The 16,768-nt window shown below is 67.3% G+C and carries 15 protein-coding genes; 9 read left to right on the forward strand and 6 right to left on the reverse strand.

All coding sequences use genetic code 11. The features are described 5' to 3' along the window. Positions 1 to 72: 72 nt before the first annotated feature. The 4 genes from ACWPWT_RS11745 to ACWPWT_RS11760 are packed head-to-tail and all read left to right on the forward strand — an operon-like array spanning position 73 to position 3,115. Positions 73 to 1,707 (forward strand): ribonuclease J, encoded by a 1,635-nt coding sequence (locus tag ACWPWT_RS11745; protein WP_261268134.1) that lies wholly within the window; start codon positions 73 to 75, stop codon positions 1,705 to 1,707. A 3-nt stretch (positions 1,708 to 1,710) separates the two neighbouring features. After that, positions 1,711 to 1,983: a DUF1467 family protein gene (locus ACWPWT_RS11750; RefSeq protein ID WP_454279753.1), complete on the forward strand. Its 273-nt coding sequence runs from the start codon at positions 1,711 to 1,713 to the stop codon at positions 1,981 to 1,983. 4 nt (positions 1,984 to 1,987) lie between these two features. Next, positions 1,988 to 2,713 carry a helix-turn-helix transcriptional regulator gene (locus ACWPWT_RS11755; protein WP_454279754.1) on the forward strand — a complete coding sequence of 242 codons (726 nt, stop codon included), beginning with the start codon at positions 1,988 to 1,990 and terminating at the stop codon, positions 2,711 to 2,713. Between the two features lie 33 nt (positions 2,714 to 2,746). Next, complete coding sequence (locus ACWPWT_RS11760) at positions 2,747 to 3,115, forward strand: VOC family protein (protein WP_454279755.1); 369 nt, start codon at positions 2,747 to 2,749, stop codon at positions 3,113 to 3,115. Between the two features lie 95 nt (positions 3,116 to 3,210). On the opposite strand, the gene ACWPWT_RS11765 is transcribed toward ACWPWT_RS11760, so the two are convergent. After that, complete coding sequence (locus tag ACWPWT_RS11765) at positions 3,211 to 5,514, reverse strand: hypothetical protein (RefSeq protein ID WP_454279756.1); 2,304 nt, start codon at positions 5,512 to 5,514, stop codon at positions 3,211 to 3,213. Between the two features lie 102 nt (positions 5,515 to 5,616). On the opposite strand from ACWPWT_RS11765, the gene ACWPWT_RS11770 reads away from it, so the two are divergent. From ACWPWT_RS11770 to ACWPWT_RS11785, 4 genes are all read left to right on the forward strand, one after another. Next, positions 5,617 to 5,910 (forward strand): Hpt domain-containing protein, encoded by a 294-nt coding sequence (locus ACWPWT_RS11770; RefSeq protein WP_261268129.1) that lies wholly within the window; start codon positions 5,617 to 5,619, stop codon positions 5,908 to 5,910. Between the two features lie 68 nt (positions 5,911 to 5,978). Beyond that, on the forward strand, positions 5,979 to 7,163 hold the full coding sequence (locus tag ACWPWT_RS11775) for a hypothetical protein (protein ID WP_454279757.1): 1,185 nt from the start codon (positions 5,979 to 5,981) through the stop codon (positions 7,161 to 7,163). A 35-nt stretch (positions 7,164 to 7,198) separates the two neighbouring features. Beyond that, positions 7,199 to 8,269, forward strand: a complete 1,071-nt coding sequence (locus ACWPWT_RS11780) for a hypothetical protein (protein WP_454279758.1) — start codon at positions 7,199 to 7,201, stop codon at positions 8,267 to 8,269. Further along, on the forward strand, positions 8,266 to 9,630 hold the full coding sequence (locus ACWPWT_RS11785) for a sensor histidine kinase (RefSeq protein WP_454279759.1): 1,365 nt from the start codon (positions 8,266 to 8,268) through the stop codon (positions 9,628 to 9,630). Before ACWPWT_RS11780 ends, ACWPWT_RS11785 begins: the two co-directional genes overlap by 4 nt. 45 nt (positions 9,631 to 9,675) lie before the next feature. Here ACWPWT_RS11785 and ACWPWT_RS11790 read toward each other — a convergent pair whose 3' ends face one another. Genes ACWPWT_RS11790 through gltX form a run of 3 tightly spaced genes read right to left on the reverse strand, consistent with a single transcriptional unit; the run spans position 9,676 to position 12,611 of the window. Then, positions 9,676 to 9,885, reverse strand: coding sequence for a hypothetical protein (locus ACWPWT_RS11790; RefSeq protein ID WP_261268125.1), 210 nt, complete (start codon positions 9,883 to 9,885; stop codon positions 9,676 to 9,678). Between the two features lie 3 nt (positions 9,886 to 9,888). Beyond that, positions 9,889 to 11,172, reverse strand: a complete 1,284-nt coding sequence (gene gltA / locus ACWPWT_RS11795; protein ID WP_261268124.1) for a citrate synthase — start codon at positions 11,170 to 11,172, stop codon at positions 9,889 to 9,891. A 2-nt stretch (positions 11,173 to 11,174) separates the two neighbouring features. Beyond that, positions 11,175 to 12,611 carry a glutamate--tRNA ligase gene (gene gltX / locus ACWPWT_RS11800; RefSeq protein WP_454279760.1) on the reverse strand — a complete coding sequence of 479 codons (1,437 nt, stop codon included), beginning with the start codon at positions 12,609 to 12,611 and terminating at the stop codon, positions 11,175 to 11,177. A 28-nt stretch (positions 12,612 to 12,639) separates the two neighbouring features. Here gltX and ACWPWT_RS11805 point away from each other — a divergent pair, with 28 nt between their 5' ends. Further along, positions 12,640 to 14,787, forward strand: coding sequence for a ComEC/Rec2 family competence protein (locus ACWPWT_RS11805; protein WP_454279761.1), 2,148 nt, complete (start codon positions 12,640 to 12,642; stop codon positions 14,785 to 14,787). On the opposite strand, the gene lexA is transcribed toward ACWPWT_RS11805, so the two are convergent. Beyond that, positions 14,778 to 15,461, reverse strand: coding sequence for a transcriptional repressor LexA (lexA, locus tag ACWPWT_RS11810; protein ID WP_454279762.1), 684 nt, complete (start codon positions 15,459 to 15,461; stop codon positions 14,778 to 14,780). The genes ACWPWT_RS11805 and lexA overlap by 10 nt on opposite strands. A gap of 55 nt (positions 15,462 to 15,516) precedes the next feature. Further along, positions 15,517 to 16,722, reverse strand: coding sequence for a molybdopterin molybdotransferase MoeA (locus ACWPWT_RS11815; protein WP_454279763.1), 1,206 nt, complete (start codon positions 16,720 to 16,722; stop codon positions 15,517 to 15,519). Positions 16,723 to 16,768 lie beyond the last annotated feature (46 nt).

The raw sequence follows: 16,768 nt of genomic DNA on the forward strand, positions 1-16,768 counted from the left end.
CGCCCTGACCGGCGCACCCCTATCGCCCCGGACCCGCTTTCAGCGGGGTGGGCGTCCATTGTCAGGAAGTGAATGACTCCCAAGAAAGAATTGCTGTTCTGCGCGCTCGGTGGATCGGGCGAAATCGGCATGAACGTGAACCTGTACGGCACCGAAGGTAAGTGGGTGATGGTCGATTGCGGCATCACCTTCGCCGATCCGGCCTATCCCGGCATTGACGTGATCCTGCCCGATCTGAGCTTCATCGAGGATCGGCTGGACGATCTGGTCGGCATCGTGCTGACCCATGGTCACGAAGACCATATCGGCGCGCTGCCTTATCTGGCCGAGGATCTGGGCGTGCCGATCTATGCCACGGCTTTCACCGCCGGGCTTGTCCGCGGCAAGCTGGAGGAAGAAGGCAGCGCCAATCGCGTCAAGTTGCGCGTCATGGAGACGGGCAAGGCGTTCGAGGTCGGCCCGTTCGACTTCACCTTCGTGCCGCTGTCGCACTCGATTCCCGAGGCGAATGCACTGCTGATCGAGACGGCGGTGGGCCGCGTCTTTCACACTGGCGACTGGAAGCTCGACCAGACGCCGGTGATCGGCAAGCCCGCCAGCCCCGCGCAATTGTCGTCGATCGGTGACCGGGGCGTGGACATTCTGGTCTGCGATTCGACCAACGCCTTCAACACGGAAGCCTCTGGTTCGGAAGCCAGCGTGCGTCCCGGCATCGCCGAGACGGTCGCCAAGGCCAAGGGCCGGGTGGTCGTCACCACCTTTGCCTCCAACGCCGCGCGTCTGGTGACACTGGGGGAGGTGGCCAAGGAGACGGGTCGCAAGCTGTGTGTCACCGGGCGTTCGCTCGACCGAATTTTGAAGGTCGGCAAGGCTTGCGGTTACTTCAAGGGCTTCCCGGAGACGGTTGATCCCGAAACCGCGATGCGCCTGCCGAAGGACCGCGTCCTGATCGTCGCGACCGGCGGGCAGGGCGAGCCGCGCGCCGCGCTGTCGCGCATCGCCGAGGGCAGCCACACGATCCGGCTCGACACCGGCGATACGGTGATCTTCTCGGCGCGGCAGATTCCGGGTAACGAGACGGCGGTCGGCCGCATCCAGAACATCCTGGCGGGCAAGGGCGTCCGCATGGTCACCGAGCGTCAGGCGCATGTCCATGTCTCGGGCCATCCCGGCCAGCCCGAACTGGCGCAGATGTACAAGTGGCTGCGTCCCCGCACCTTGATGCCGGTGCATGGCGAGATGCGGCACATGATGGAGCATGCCCGCTTCGCCACCACGCAGGGCGTTCCCGCGACCCTGGTCCAGTCGGACGGCGATATGGTCCGACTGCTGCCGGGCAATGCGACCAAGATCGGCAATGTGCCGGTCGGCCGGCTGGTGCTCGATGGCGATGTGATCCTGCCCTCGGACGGATCGACGATGAACGAGCGGCGCAAGCTGGCGATCAATGGCCAGATTTCGGTCGGCGTCGCGGTCGCGAAAGGCCGGCTGGTCGGCAGCCCGCAAATCCGCGTTCAGGGTGTGCCGGTCGAGGATGAGCGCGACGCGTTCATTGCGGAGGCGGTCGCCGCCGCGGCCAAGGCGGTGGACGGCCCGCGCCGCGCCACGGACAAGCTGCGCGAGGATATTCGTCTGTCGGTGCGCAAGGTGGCGACGCGCTGGACCGGCAAGAAGCCGATCGTCGACGTCCTGTTGATCGAGGGGTAAGCCATGCACTGGACGTCGGCCCTTGCGATCTACGTCCTGTTCTGGTTCCTCGCCGTGTTCCTGGTCCTGCCCTTCGGGGTGAGGACCAGCCATGAGGCTGGGGCGACGCATGTTCCCGGCACTGCCGAAAGCGCGCCCCATGTCTTTCAGCCCGGCCGTTTCGTCTGGCGCACGACGATCGTCGCGACGCTGATGTTCGCGACCTTTTATCTCAACTACGTCAATGGCTGGATCACCGCCGACATGCTCGACTGGAGCGGGGTGACCAAGGCCTAGCGCTATGGCTCGCGCTTCCCGTCTGTTCGATCTGCTTCATCTGCTCCACCGCCAAAGCCGGGCGGTCAGCGGACGGCATCTGGCCGAGCAACTCGGCATTTCGCTGCGCACCTTGTACCGCGACATCGCGACGCTTCAGGCGATGGGCGCGGACATCGAAGGAGAGGCGGGGCTGGGCTATCGCCTGCGGCCCGGGTTCATGCTTCCGTCGATGAGCTTCCCGATTGAGGAGGTCGAGGCGCTGGTCCTCGGCGCACGCTGGGTGGCCGAGCGTGCGGACCCCGCGATGGGGCAGGCCGCGCGCAGTGCCGCCGCCCGGATCATGCGGGCCATGACCCCTGAACAGGCCGAGGCGATGCGCTCGACCGCGCTTTATATAGGAATACGCTCCGAGGCCTATGGTGCGGAGATCGACCCCGCACCGCTTCGCGCAGCGATCCGGGCGGAACGGCGTTTGTCGCTGGTCTATCGCGATGCAGAGGGATTGGCGTCGGAGCGGATCATCTGGCCCTTTGCCATTGCCTTGTTCGACCGGGCGGATGTGCTGCTGGGCTGGTGCGAATTGCGGGGTGACTACCGGACGTTCCGCATCGATCGCATCGTCACCGCGCGCGTCTTGCCCGAGCGCTGTCCGCGTCGTCGCGCGGCGCTTCTCCGCGAATGGCGCGAGGCAAACGACATTCCACCGGACCGTTTCCTGCTGACAGAAACTGACGCCGCAGACGGTTAGGCAAGGCTCCTCAGTTACCAAGGAGCCTTTGACATGAGCTGTCCCGAAACCACCATTTTGTTGCACGTTGCCGATCCGGCCGCCAGCGCCGCTTTCTATCGCCGCATATTGGGTAGCGAGCCGGTGGACGCCAGCGAAGCCTTCGTGCTGTTTGCCCTATCGCCTGGAAATGCCCTGGGCTTATGGCGTCGCGACGTGATCGATCCGTCGGCGACCGGGGTGACCGGAAGCATCGAGATCGGCTTCAAGCGAAGCCTGGACGGGGTCGATGCCTGTCATGCCGATTGGGTGGCGCAGGGTATCGAAATTCTGATGCCGCCGACCGACCGGCCTTTCGGGCGCAGTTTCGTCGCGCTTGATCCCGATGGACATCGGTTGCGGGTCTATGCCCTGAACGGGTGAGCGTCTGGGGTGGCCCCTTGCCGTCGCTCAGGCGGAACGGGACAGGGGGCGTCGCATGGCGTCATGCGCTGCGGGGGGGGGCAGGTTGAAGGGGCCTATCGCAACCGTTCGATTGCCTGGGCAAGCGCGACATAAAGCTTGCCCATGTCCGACGACAGCAAGGTCACTCCCAACGGGGACCCATCGCGCTGGGCGAGCACGCCGCGCAGCATCGCCTCGAAATCGTGGATGTAGCGGTTCACATGATCGCGGAACTTCGTATCGTCGTCGTATAGATCGGCAATATCGCGGGCCTGGTGCGAATCCAGGATGCGGACCGCGCGCCGGGTGAAGACACCGCGATCCCCCTTCAGGTAAGCGGCCCATGCGCTGTCGGTGACCTCCGGCGCATAGATTTTGGCGATGTCGATCGACGCGGAGTTGAGCGATTCGACCAGAAGCGAGGCGCGGCGCGCGAAATTGTCGCGATCGGCTTCCTCGCGTTCGGTGCGGGCTTCGTCCAGCCGGGTTTCCACGATCGCAGTTTTCTCGGCGATCAGATCGGCCTGTCGCGCCAGTCTTTCGGTCGCGCGGGTCGCGGCTTCGACCGCACTCTGGGTCGCGTCGACGATCGCATGAACCTGTCGCTCGACGGTGTCGCCCGTCGCGCGGCGCATGGCCTCGGCACTGGCATGTTCCAGCGCGCTTGCCGCCTGAGGAATGACTTCCGCCAGTGTCTCGCGCGCGCTTTCGGCCGCGCTCACGGCAGTTTCGCGGACGCGGAGCAGCGCATCGACCAGCTTCGGCGCCGCCTCGTCGGCGAAACGGTGCGAGCGGTCGATGGTCTCGTCCACCATCATGCCCAGCGCATCCGCCTTGGCCCGTCCGCTCGACAGCGTCTCGATCAGCGAACCGGACAAGGTCTCCAGCGTCTGGCGCTGTTCGGCGATGACATCGGCAATCGCTTCGATCGCCTCATGCGTGCTTTCGGCTGCGGCGACGAGGGCGAGCAATTCGGGCTTGGTTTCGACCACCACCTCATGGCTGGCGTGCATTCGCTGGTCGAGCCGACCAAGTGCTTCGGGCAGCGTCTCGTCGATTTCGCGCGCCGCAGCATCGAGCGCGATCAACAGCGATTCGGTGGTTCCGATGACGCGATGCGCCACCTGCTCACCGGCCTCCAGTGCGCCGGTCATCGCATCCGCCGATCCGCCCAGCGCGCTGATCGACGCGGCAAGCATCTGCGACTTCTCGGTCCCCTGCGCATGGAGCACCGCGATCCGCGTCTCGACCCGTTCCAGTTCCTCGTCGAGCGAGCGGACCACCGCCTCGCCCGCGACACGCTGCGCCTCTAGTTCGCCGGTCAGGCGGGCGACGGCGGCATCGACGGTGACGATCCGTTCGGCCAGCGCATCGGCGCTGTCGCGCGCAGCGCTGTCCAGCGCAGCCTGATTGGCCCCGACCATGGCCAGCATCGCCTCGCCCTGCGCGGCCAGCCCCTGACGCGACTGGTCGATCGCCTCGGCGGTTCGGTCGAGCAGCGCGTCGACGGTCGTCGCGACGCTGGCGCTGACCTTTTCGAGATGCTGGCTGGCGTTGCGGCTGGTCGCTTCCATCTGCTCGATATGGGTCGCCAGCCGCATCGCCGCGCCGGTGGCGATGGTGTCGGCATCCTGTCCGCGCCGCCCGAGCGCCACCAGTTGCGCGTCGAGCGCCGCGACATGCGTCTCGGCCGCGCGGACGATGTCGGCCATCCGGTCGCTCGCCTCGCTGACATCCTCCGCCGCGTGGGGAAGCGCGCCCAGCAATTGGGTCAGCCCCGCCTGGCTGGTTGCCGCAACATCGGCCAGCGTGCGGCCATGCGCCTCAACCATCTGGATGTCGTCCGACAGATCGCGGGAGATGGTGGAGAAATGATTTTGCGCCAATTCCATCAGGTCGGACAGGCTCTGGGCCTGTGCGGACAGTTCGGCCCGATTCCCCTCCAGCGCGCGCCCAATCGCGGCGACCGCACGTTCGAGCGCCACCGCCTCCGCCCGCATTTCATGCGCGGTGAGCGCGAAACGCCGCTGCTCGGCCCGGCTGTTGCGCTGCACGACCAGCCACAGGACCGCGATCGCCATGGGGCCTGCCAGCCCCAGCGTCACCAGCGGGGGCAGGGTCGACAGCGACAGTTCGGCCGACCGCGACATGCCCCAGGCCGCCACCGCCCCGGCCCAGCCGATCGCGCATGCCAGCGCCAGCATCATCGGCCAGCGGGGGGCGGGTTCCTCCGCCACGGGGTCTGGCGCGGCGCTCTCGTCCAGCCAGGGGCTGCCGGTGAAAGCGGCCATGGGCGGCGCGATATCGTCGGCCATATCCGACGCCGTTTCCAGCCCGTCCGACCTGTCCTGACGCTCCGCGCGCAAATCCACGATCATCCAAGCCCCCGTGTCACAATGGGTCGGTTTATCACGTTTGCCCGCCGCAGGAAGCGATTTGCGCTATTCCGTGGCAAGGACCATCCGGTTTATGAGGGGGCAATGACCTATGAACATGGAACGATCGACTCCGCTCTGGCGGCCGTTGCCGGTGACGAGCCCGCCGTCATCCAGGATCTTCGGCGCGCCTTTGTCGAGGGCGTGACCCGTGCGCTGGAGGTCATGCACGCGGCGGGAAATGGTCAGGAGTGGCGCGAAGCGGCCTTGCGGCTGAAGGGGCTGGCGGCCAGCGTCAACGCCCTGCCGCTGATGACCCTGGCGGCGCAGGCGGCGGAGCGCGATGGCCGGGACGCCGCATTGCTCGACCAGATCGGCCAGCAGGTCGCCCGCCTCTGAAGGGCTTAGGAGCGGATCCCGCACGGTCGGGGCTGGCAAGGACCGCTCCAAGCGCCTAACAGCGGGCGATGCTGTCCGGTCTTCTTTTTGCGATTGACGACGCTGACGACCGCCCCGGGCGGTTGACGGCCACTTTGCCGTTCGCCGGCGTCACGCTGATCGAATATCAGGCCCGGCTGCTGATCGCGGCGGGGGCGGCGCAGATCATCATCGTGGTGGCGCGGCTGACCCCCGAATTGCTGGGCGCGATCGCGCGGATCGCGCAGCGCGGCGTGGTGGTCGATACCGTGCGCAGCGCGGTCGAGGCCGCCGAAAAGCTCCATCCCCTGTCGCGGCTGGTCGTGCTTGCCGATGGCCTGATCACCACCGAGGACATGATTGCACTGGTGTTGCGCGATACCGGCCACGACGCGCTGGTCGTCGTGCCGGAGGCGGGGGCCGAGGCGGGATTGGAGCGGGTCGGCGGGCAGATGGCATGGGCGGGCGTGGCACGGGTGGACCCGCGCCGCGTGGCCGAGGTCGCCGCGCTGCCCCGCGATTATGATCTTCAGTCGACGCTGCTGCGGCTGGCCGCGCAGGCGCATGCGACGCACATCCTGCTGCCCGGCGATGCGCAAAAGGCGGGGCATGGCATCGTCCACCGCGCCGAGGCGCTGGATGCACAGGGACGCGCCGTGGTCGCCCGGCTGGTATCCGGGCGGCGGAGCTGGTTCGATCGCTATATCCTCGCGCCGATCGCGCGGCTGAGCCTGCCGCGCCTGGTCGAGCGGGGCGTGTCCGCGCAGGTCGCAGGCGGGGTCGGAGCGGGACTGGGCCTGTTGGGGCTGATGCTGATCGGGTTCGGTCTGCCCGCGTTCGGGTTGTTGGTGACGATTGCCGGGACATTGGGGTTGGGGCTGGGGGAGACGCTGGCGGGGCTTCGGGACGAGCAGGAGGCGGTACGCGCGCATTCGGCGGCTATCGCCGGTCTCGCCGCGCTCGCCATCGCGACATTGGGGTGGCAGCATTACCGGCTCTTCGCCGACGATCTCGCGCCGATGTTCGCGATCATGCTGATCGTCCTTGCCATATTGGCCGAACGCGCGGCGCTGTATCGTTTTCGGCGGCGCTGGTGGGCCAGCCCGCCGGCCTATCTCCTGGTCGTCCTGCCGGCGACCATGCTGGGTGTGACGCTGGGTGGACTCGCACTGGCGAGCGTCTATGCGATCGTCACTTTGGCGTCCGCAATCGAGACATTGCGCGCGCAAGTTTAGTGTCGCATTAACATCAAAGGCATTAGCGATGCTGGATGGCGGTCGCACAGGACCCATTTGATGCCCCCGATTGGCAGCACGCTCGGCTATCCGAGCGCGTTGCAGCGGCGCGTGCGCGGGCGGCGGCACGGTGCCAGGGGGCGGTGGCGGACCTGCGGCTGGATGACGACGCGCGGTTGACCGATCAAATCCGGTTCGAAGTCGGGGCGCGGCTGCAGGCGCTTGTTGAGACGACCGCGTCCGATCTTCTGCATCAGGCCGAGCGTCTGCGCGCGGATGGGGGCGAAACGGCCGATCCCCCCGGTCCGGCCGAGGCGATCCGGCGGCTCCGCCGGGCGGGGCTGTTCTTCGATTCGGAGTTGGTCGCCGAACTGGTGGCGCAGCTTCGGTTGCAGCTATTGGCTCGGGCGCTGCCGATCGAGACGATGGTGGGCGATGCGCCCAGCCTGCTGGTGCGCCTGACCGAAGCGCCCGACCGGATCGTCGCATCCTCGGCGCGCGCGGTCCTCGCCGCCGAGGGGCGGGCCCGCATGGTGGAGGCGGATGGCGAGGCGATTGCGCTGCCGATCGCGCTTCGCCGTCATCTGGTCTGGCTGGTCGCCGCCGCGTTGCGCCAGGGGGATGATGCTGGCCTGGACCAGGCGCTTGCCCTGGCGGCGGAGCGGGTCCTGGCGGCCCATGGCGAGGCGGACAGCCCCGGCGCGGCGGTGTCGCGACTGGCCGAGGCGATCGACGCGCGGCCCGCCGAACTGCCCGATCTGCTGCTCGAAAGCCTGTCCGATCGACAGCCGGGGCTATTTATCGCGCTGCTCGCTCATGCATGTGGCATCGACCATGACGAACTGCGCGACGTCGTGCTCGAGCCGGAGGGCGATCGGCTGTGGCTGGTGCTGCGGTCGCTCGACCTGGGGCGGCCGACGGTCGCGCGGATCGGTCTGGCTTTGGCGGAGGCGGATGGGCGGCGCGATGTCGATGCCTTTGCGGACGCGCTGGATGCGATCATGGCGATTCCCGCGGAAGCGGCGCGGAGGGCGATTGCCTCGCTGAGCCTTCCCCGCGCCTTTCGGAGCGCGATCGCGCGGCTGGACCAAGGCGCCTGGCGATGACCTCCATCAACAGCCCGGGCGAATCGATGGTGGCGCGCGCCATATTGGATTCGACCGATCACCTGTTGTCGGCCGATCCTCCGATCGAATTGCTCCATATGCGCGCGGGCGGCGGGGCGGATGATCCCATGGCGGTCGCGCCCGTCGCCCGGATCGCGCGACTGGCCCGTCGGCTCGGCATTGCCGTATCGCGTCAGGTTCGGGTGGCCGATGACGAAGGCGATCTCGACCTGTGGGTGCAGGCCCGGCCCGAGACGGGGCAGATCCGGCTGAGCGTCAGCGGCTGGCGTGACCGGGCCGCCTGGAAACCCGTCGCCACGCCGCCCGATTATGCCGCGATGGGTGCTGATTTCCGCTGGGAAACCGATGCGGCGCTGCGCCTGACCTTTCTGTCGCGCGAAGCAGGGGCACGGCATGGTTTCGACCCCGACGCGATGCTGGGGCGGCCGCTCAACGCGCTGTTCGCCTTCGATCCGTCCACGGGGGATGGGGGTGTGCTGATGAGCGAGGCCGCTCCACTCGACGGGCGCTGTGCGCGATTGCGGTCGAGCGATATGCCGGTCCGGCTGTCGGCGGCGATCCGGCATGACGGGATGGGCGGGATCGCCGGGCTGACCGGCGCGACTTTCCTGATCGATCAGCCGGGCGAGGATGACGACGCGGCACGGGCGCTCGCCGCGCAGCCACCCTTGACCGAGAGCTTCACCGCCGGTCTGGACCGGGCGCTGCGCACGCCGCTGGCGCGGATCGTGGCCAATGCCGACAGTATCGCGGCGCGGGCCGATGGACCGATCGCGGCCGATTATGCCGAATATGCCGGTGACATCGCCCACGCGGGACGTCATCTGATCGGGTTGGTCGACAATCTGGTCGAGCTGCAGGCGATCGAACAGCCCGATTTCCGCCTGGCCGCCACGCCGATCGATCTCGCCGACGTCGCGCGCCGCGCCGCGGGTCTGCTCGGCGTGCGGGCGGATTCCGCCGGAGTGACGATCCGCCGCCCGGCCATCGCCGAAGGGATGGGCGCGATCGGCGATTTCGGCCGTTCGCTGCAAATTCTCATCAACCTTATCGGCAACGCGCTGCGCTATTCGCCCCATGGGGGAGAGGTGGTGGTCAGCGTGGAGCGCGAAGACGATTGGGCGCTGGTTCGCGTCACCGATCGGGGCAAGGGCATCGCCCTGAAGGACCAGCCGCGCATTTTCGAGAAGTTCGAACGGGTCGATCCGTCCGAACCGGGTGGCAACGGCCTGGGCCTATATATCGCGCGGCGGCTGGCGCGCGCCATGGGCGGCGACCTGTCGGTCGAAAGCGAGCCGGGGCAGGGCGCGACCTTCACTTTCCGCCTTCGCGCGCGATAAAAAAAGGGCTCCCGCAGGAGCCCTTTTCCTTTTCTGGCAGATCGATCAGCGCCGCTTGGGCAAGCGCCGCGCGATCAGGATCAGCGCCAATCCCGCGATCGCGACGAAGGCGCCGCGATCGGCCCATTCGCCCTGACCGAGCATGAAGCTCTCCTGCGGCCAGCGGATATAGCCCAGGCCCTGACCGATCCACAAAAGCCCCGTCAGCGCCAGAAGGACGCCGATGGCGATCAGGATCGGCCGGGCCCGGTTCATGGCTTAGCGCTGCTCGACCGGAACGTAAGGACGCTGCGTCGGGCCGGTGTAGAGCTGACGCGGACGGCCGATCTTCTGGTCGGGATCGGTGATCATCTCGTTCCACTGCGCGACCCAGCCGACGGTGCGGGCGAGCGCGAACAGCACGGTGAACATCTCGGTCGGGAAGCCGATCGCCGACAGGATGACGCCCGAATAGAAGTCGACGTTCGGGAACAGCTTCTTCTCGACGAAATATTCGTCGTTCAGCGCGATTTCTTCAAGGCGGAGCGCCGTCTCGAACAGCGGGTCGTTGACCTTCAGCGCGTCGAACACCTCGCGCACGGTCTTCTGCATCACGGTCGCACGCGGATCGTAGTTCTTGTAGACGCGGTGACCGAAGCCCATCAGGCGGAACGGATCGTTCTTGTCCTTGGCGCGGGCAATGAACTCCGGAATGCGCTCGGGCGTGCCGATCTCGCGCAGCATGTTGAGCGCGGCTTCGTTCGCGCCGCCATGCGCCGGGCCCCACAGACACGCGATGCCCGCCGCGATGCAGGCGAACGGATTGGCACCCGACGAACCGGCCAGACGCACGGTCGAGGTCGACGCGTTCTGTTCGTGATCGGCGTGCAGGATGAAAATGCGGTCCATCGCCTTTTCGACGGCCGGATTCACCTCATAGGCCTCGGCCGGAACGCCGAAGGTCATGCGCAGGAAGTTGCCGGTGTAGGACAGCGAGTTGTCCGGGTACAGGAAGGGCTGACCCACGCTGTACTTGTACGCCATCGCCGCGATCGTCGGAATCTTGGCGATCAGGCGGTGCGACGCAATCGTCCGCTGCACCGGATCGTGAATGTCGGTCGAGTCGTGATAGAAGGCGGACAGCGCGCCGACCACGCCGCACATGATGGCCATGGGGTGCGCATCGCGACGGAAGCCGCGGAAGAACGCCGCCAGCTGCTCATGCACCATGGTGTGGCGCGTGATGGTGGTGGTGAACTCCGACAATTCGCCCTGGTTCGGCAGTTCGCCGTTCAGGAGGAGATAGGCCACTTCCATGAAGCTGGAATTTTCGGCCAGATCGCCAATCGCATAGCCACGGTGCAGCAGAACGCCTTCGTCACCGTCGATATAGGTCAGCTTCGACCGGCACGAGGCGGTCGAGGTGAAGCCGGGATCGTAGGTGAAGGCCCCGGTCTGGCCATAAAGCTTGCGGATGTCGACCACGTCCGGGCCGATCGAGCCGGACATGACCGGATAGTCGAATTCTTTGCCGCCGATGCCGAATTTCGCGGTGTCGCTCATACTCAATGATCCTTCCTATCTGCGGTCATCTGGTCCGCGATCCGCCCCAGGCTTTCTTCACGGCCCAGCAACGCGAGCACGTCGAAGATTCCCGGAGACGTCTTGCGTCCGGTCAAGGCGGCGCGGAGTGGCTGGGCGACCTGACCGAGCTTCACGCCCTCGGCTTCGGCCACCTTGCGTACCGCGTCTTCCAAAAGCTCCGTATCCCAGTTGTGCACCGCGTCAAGCGCGGTGTGAACGGAAAAGAGAATGCCCCGTGCCTTTTCATCGAGCAGGCCGGTGGCGGCGTCGTCCAGGCTCAACGGACGGGTCGCGAAAAGGAAGCGCGCGCCGTCGGCCAATTCGTTCAAATTCGCCGCGCGCGGCTTCAGTGACGGCATGGCGGCGGTCAGCAGCGCCCCGTCCTCGACGCCCATACGCTGGGCCACCAGATCGGCCAGCCGCGAATCATCGGCCTCACGGATGTAGTGGCCGTTGAGATTTTCGAGCTTCTTGAGGTCGAAGCGCGACGGCGCCTTGCCCACCGCGGCCAAGTCGAACCACTTCACCGCCTCGTTGCGCGAAATGATCTCGGCATCGCCATGGCCCCAGCCCAGACGGAGCAGATAATTGTCGAGCGCTTCGGGCAGGATGCCCATCTCGTCGCGATACGCCTCGATCCCGACTGCGCCATGACGCTTGGACAGCTTGGCGCCGTCCGAACCGTGGATCAGGGGGATATGGGCATAGATCGGCTCGGCCCAGCCCATCGCCTTGTAGATCGGCAACTGGCGGAAGGCATTGTTGAGGTGATCGTCGCCGCGGATCACATGGGTCACGCCCATGTCGTGATCGTCGACCACCACCGCCAGCATATAGGTGGGCGTGCCGTCCGAGCGAAGCAGGACCAGATCGTCCAGTTCGGCATTCTGCACGGTCACGCTGCCCTGCACCCGGTCCTCGATCGTGACGGCACCTTCGCGCGGTGCGCGCAGGCGGACGACGAAGGGCTGGTCCGCCGGGGCGGTGGCGGGGTCGGCATCGCGCCAGGGCGAGCGGATGCGCAGCGGCTGCTTGGCGGCCTGCGCGGCCTCTCGCTGGGCGGCGATTTCGTCCTGGGTCATGTAGCAGCGATAGGCATGGCCGCGTTCCATCATCTCGCGGGCGACCTCCGCATGGCGATCGGCGCGGGCGAACTGGAACACCGCGTCGCCGTCCCAATCCAGGCCCAGCCAGCGCATGCCGTCCAGGATCGCGTCGATCGCGGGCTGGGTCGAGCGGACGCGGTCGGTATCCTCGATCCGCAGCAGGAACTTGCCGCCATTGGCCTTGGCGAACAGCCAATTGAACAGCGCGGTGCGTGCGCCGCCGATATGGAGGAAGCCGGTCGGCGAGGGCGCGAAGCGGGTCACGACCCCGTTGGCGGCCGACCCGGTGGCGATATCATCTGTTGCGCTCAACCGCGCATACTCCCAATCATGAAATCCGATGGCCCATTCAGCCGCCGCAGCCCCTAGCATCAAGCGTCCGCGCCGCCAAATGCCGCGCCTCGCCTGGGCCGAGCATTGGGCCGAGGCGGAGCGGAATCAGTTACCCCTGTGGGTGCCGGTCATGCTTGGGGCCGGTATCGCTTGCTGGTTCGTGCTGCCCGATCCACACGCGTGGATCGGCATGGTCTTGGGGCTGGCCGGAATAGGGCTGGCGGCGGTGACGCTGGCCGATGGCGGACGGGTGTCGCGCATGGTGGCGATGGCCGCCTTTCTGATGAGCGCGGGGGTGTTGCTTGCCTGGGCGCGGGCCGAGTCGGTGCGCGCGGCGGTACTCCAGCGTCCCGCCATCGCGACCATGGTGGCCGAGGTGGAGGGGATGGATTGGCTGGCCGCCAGGCAGATCGTGCGGTTGATGCTGCATCCGCTGGAGGCACGCGATGGTCGGGACCGCGCCATCGTCCTGCCGCCCCGCATTCGCGTATCCTTGCCCGAGGAGGATGCGGTCGCCGGACTGGGGGCAGGGGCCCGCATACGCCTTCGCGCCCGTCTGATGCCGCCGGCCGGGCCTGTCGCCCCCGGTGGCCATGACTTTGCACGGGCGGCTTGGTTTCAGGGGATCGGCGCGACCGGGCGCGGCTTTGCGCCGGTGAGAGTAATGCAACCCGCCCCCGACACCATGGGACTTCGTCAACAATTGTCGGCGCGTATCACGTCCCGGATCGCGGGCAGCGCGGGCGGGATCGCGGCTGCGCTCGCCACGGGCGATGTCGGGGCGATCGATGGCGGTGATGCTGAGGCGATGCGCCGCGCGGGGTTGGCGCATCTGCTGTCGGTCAGCGGGCTGCACATCACGGCGGTCGTCGGCATCGTGATGGTGCTGACGGTGCGGCTGCTGGCGCTATGGCCCTGGCTGGCGCTTCGGGTGCGTTTGCCCTTGGTGGGCGCGGCGGCGGGGGCTTTGGCGGCGATCGGCTATACCTGGCTCACCGGCGCCGAGGTGCCGACGATTCGGTCCTGCGTTGCGGCGATGCTGGTGCTCGCCGCACTGGCGCTGGGGCGGGAGGCGATGACGTTGCGCCTCGTCGCGGCCGGGGCGTTGATCGTGCTGGTCTTCCGGCCCGAGGCGTTGGTGGGGGCGAGCTTCCAGCTATCCTTCGCCGCGATCACGGCCATCGTCGCGCTTCACGATCATGCAGCGATGCGACGTTGGTTCGGCCCGCATCCGGACTGGCGATGGTCGATGCTGCGCCATCTGGGGGCGTTGCTGGTGACGGGGCTGGTGGTCGAGGCGGCGTTGATGCCCATCGCGATCTTCCACTTTCACAAGGCCGGGCTTTACGGTGCGATGGCGAATATCGTCGCCATTCCCTGGACGACGTTCGTCGCGATGCCGCTGGAAATGATGGCGCTGCTTCTGGAGCCGCTGGGCCTGGGCGCGCCCTTCTGGTGGATGTTGGAGAGATCGCTTAGCTTGCTGCTGGCGCTCGCCCATCATGTCGCGGCCATGCCCGGCGCCGTGGTGGCTTTGCCAGTCGCGCCCGTCTGGGCCTTTGCGGCGGCGCTCGGGGGCGGACTATGGGTGGCGCTATGGCGTACCGGCTGGCGTTGGTCGGGAATGCCGATTCTAGCCATGGGTTTTGCCGCGATGTTGGCGGCACCGGCGCCGGACCTGATCGTCACGGGTGATGGCCGCCATGTCGCGGTGTCCACCGGCAAGGGCGTTGCCCTTTTGCGCGATCGTGCGGGCGATTATATGCGCTCGACCCTTTCGGAAATGGGCGGCTCCGATGCGGAGCCACAGGCTCTCGCCGATCAGCCGGGCGCGCGGTGCGGGCAGGACATGTGCGTGACCCGGATCGCAAGGGGCAGACGTCTCTGGCAGGTCGCCGCGACCCGTAGCGGTTATGCCGTGCCATGGGACGACCTGATCGCGTTATGCTCCCACATGGACATCGTCATCGCGGATCGCCGTCTGCCCGCCGCGTGTCACCCACATTGGCTGAAACTGGACGCCCCCGCATTACGAGGGACGGGCGGGCTGGCGATCCGGCTCGACCCACCGCGAGTCGATATGGTCCGCCAGCCGGGCGACCGTCACCCCTGGGTGGAGGCCGCTGCCGATCCGGCGAGCCGCCCTCAATCGTAGCGGCGCAGGATGCCCGACAGCTTGCCCTGCACCCGCACCTGCGCGGGCGCATAACGCTGAGGATCATAAGCACGGTTGGCCGGGTCGAGGCGGACCATCGAGCCCTCTCGCCGGAAATATTTGAGCGTCGCCTCCGAATCATCGATCAAGGCGACGACGATCTGTCCATCGCGCGCCACATCGGTCCGGCGGATCAGCGCATAGTCGCCGTCCAGAATGCCCGCCTCGACCATCGAATCACCCGAGACTTCCAGCGCATAATGCTCGCCCGAACCCAACAGCGCAGCGGGCACGGCCAGAGTGGAACTGCCCTCGAACGCCTCGATAGGAAGACCGGCGGCGATCCGGCCGTGAAGCGGGATTTCGACCACGTCATTGGCGGGCTCGGCCAGCGGACGGACCGAGGGACTGCGGACATTGTCCGAAGCGGGAGCCGAAGCCGTTACCGGCTTTTCGGGCCGATCGGGCATCCGCAACACCTCCAGCGCGCGGGCGCGGTTGGGCAGGCGACGAATGAAATGGCGTTCCTCCAGCGCGGAGATCAGGCGGTGGACGCCCGATTTGGACTTGAGGTCCAGCGCCTCCTTCATCTCCTCGAAGGACGGCGACACGCCGGTTTCCTTCAAACGGTCATTGATGAAGCAGACAAGCTCATGCTGCTTTGCGGTGAGCATCGCGATCCTCCGTCCAGAACAGACGTGGAACTTATATGGAACGTTTGGGCTTGCGTCAAGCGAGCATCAGGATTTCCGCCGAGTCGCCCTGGCGCGCCGCCGGAGCATGAGGCGGACGGATCACCAGGCAGGTCGACCGTGCCAAAGTCAGCAGCATCGAACTGTCCTGGATCGCCGCGGCATGGACGCGCCCGTCGATCATCGCGGCGCGAAGATAGTCGATCCTGGGTCCATTGCGGGCAGATCCTCGCCCAGGATCGCGGGGATCGGCGCGGGGGGGGGGGGGGGGGGGGGGGGGGGAGGGCGGGGGGGGGCCCGCCATATGTGCGATCAGCGGGCGGACGAACAGGGTCGCGGTGACGAAGGCGGATACCGGATTACCCGGCAGGCTGAGCACCACCGTCTCGCCTAGCCGCCCTGCCATCATCGGCTTGCCAGGGCGTAGCGCGATCCGCCAGAAATCGATGCTTCCCCCCGCCGCCTTCAGCGCGGGCTGGACCAGGTCGTGATCGCCCACCGACGCGCCGCCGGTGGTGACAAGCAGATCGGCGCGCACCCCCGCAAAGGCGTCGCGCAGGTGCTCCAAATTGTCGGGCAATATGCCGAGGTCGATGATCTCCACCGGCAGGTCGGCCAGCATCGCCCCGAGCATGACGCCGTTCGATTCGGGGAGCGCGGCAGGGTCGCCCATTCCCGGCGGGACGAGTTCGTCTCCCGTCGCAGCGATGGCGACGCGGACCGGCGGACGGACGGGCAGGGTGCCATGGCCGCCGGTCGCTGCGACGGCGATCCGCGCGGGGGTCAGTCGCTGGCCCGCGGCGATCAGCCGGTCCCCCGACGAGAAATCGAGACCCCGGCGGCGGACATTGCGGCCCGGATGCGCGGGACCTTCGCCGGTCAGGATCAGCATCGTGCCGTCGCGGCCGGCTTCCTCCTGGATCAGCACGGCATCGGCGCCGGGCGGCATGGCCGCGCCGGTGAAAATGCGGGTCGCCTGGCCCGGCCCGATGCTGTCGGGGAAGGGACGTCCAGCGGCACTTTCGCCGATCACCGTCCAAGGCCCAGGCATGTCGGCGAAGCGGATCGCATAGCCGTCCATCGCCGACAGGTCGCTGGCGGGCTGGGTTCGCGCCGCCAGCACGTCACGTGCTGCCCAACGGCCCGCGGCCTGTCGCAAGGGGAGGTCGACGATCGGGCGATCGGTGGCGAGCGCGATCAGACGCTGCTGGGCTTCGGCGACGGGTAGAAGAATGACGGTCACTCCTGTTGGCCCAAGGACGTTTCGCGGCCGATCGTCGTTCCCGGCG

It is taken from the genome of Sphingomonas sp. Marseille-Q8236 (assembly GCF_965112005.1).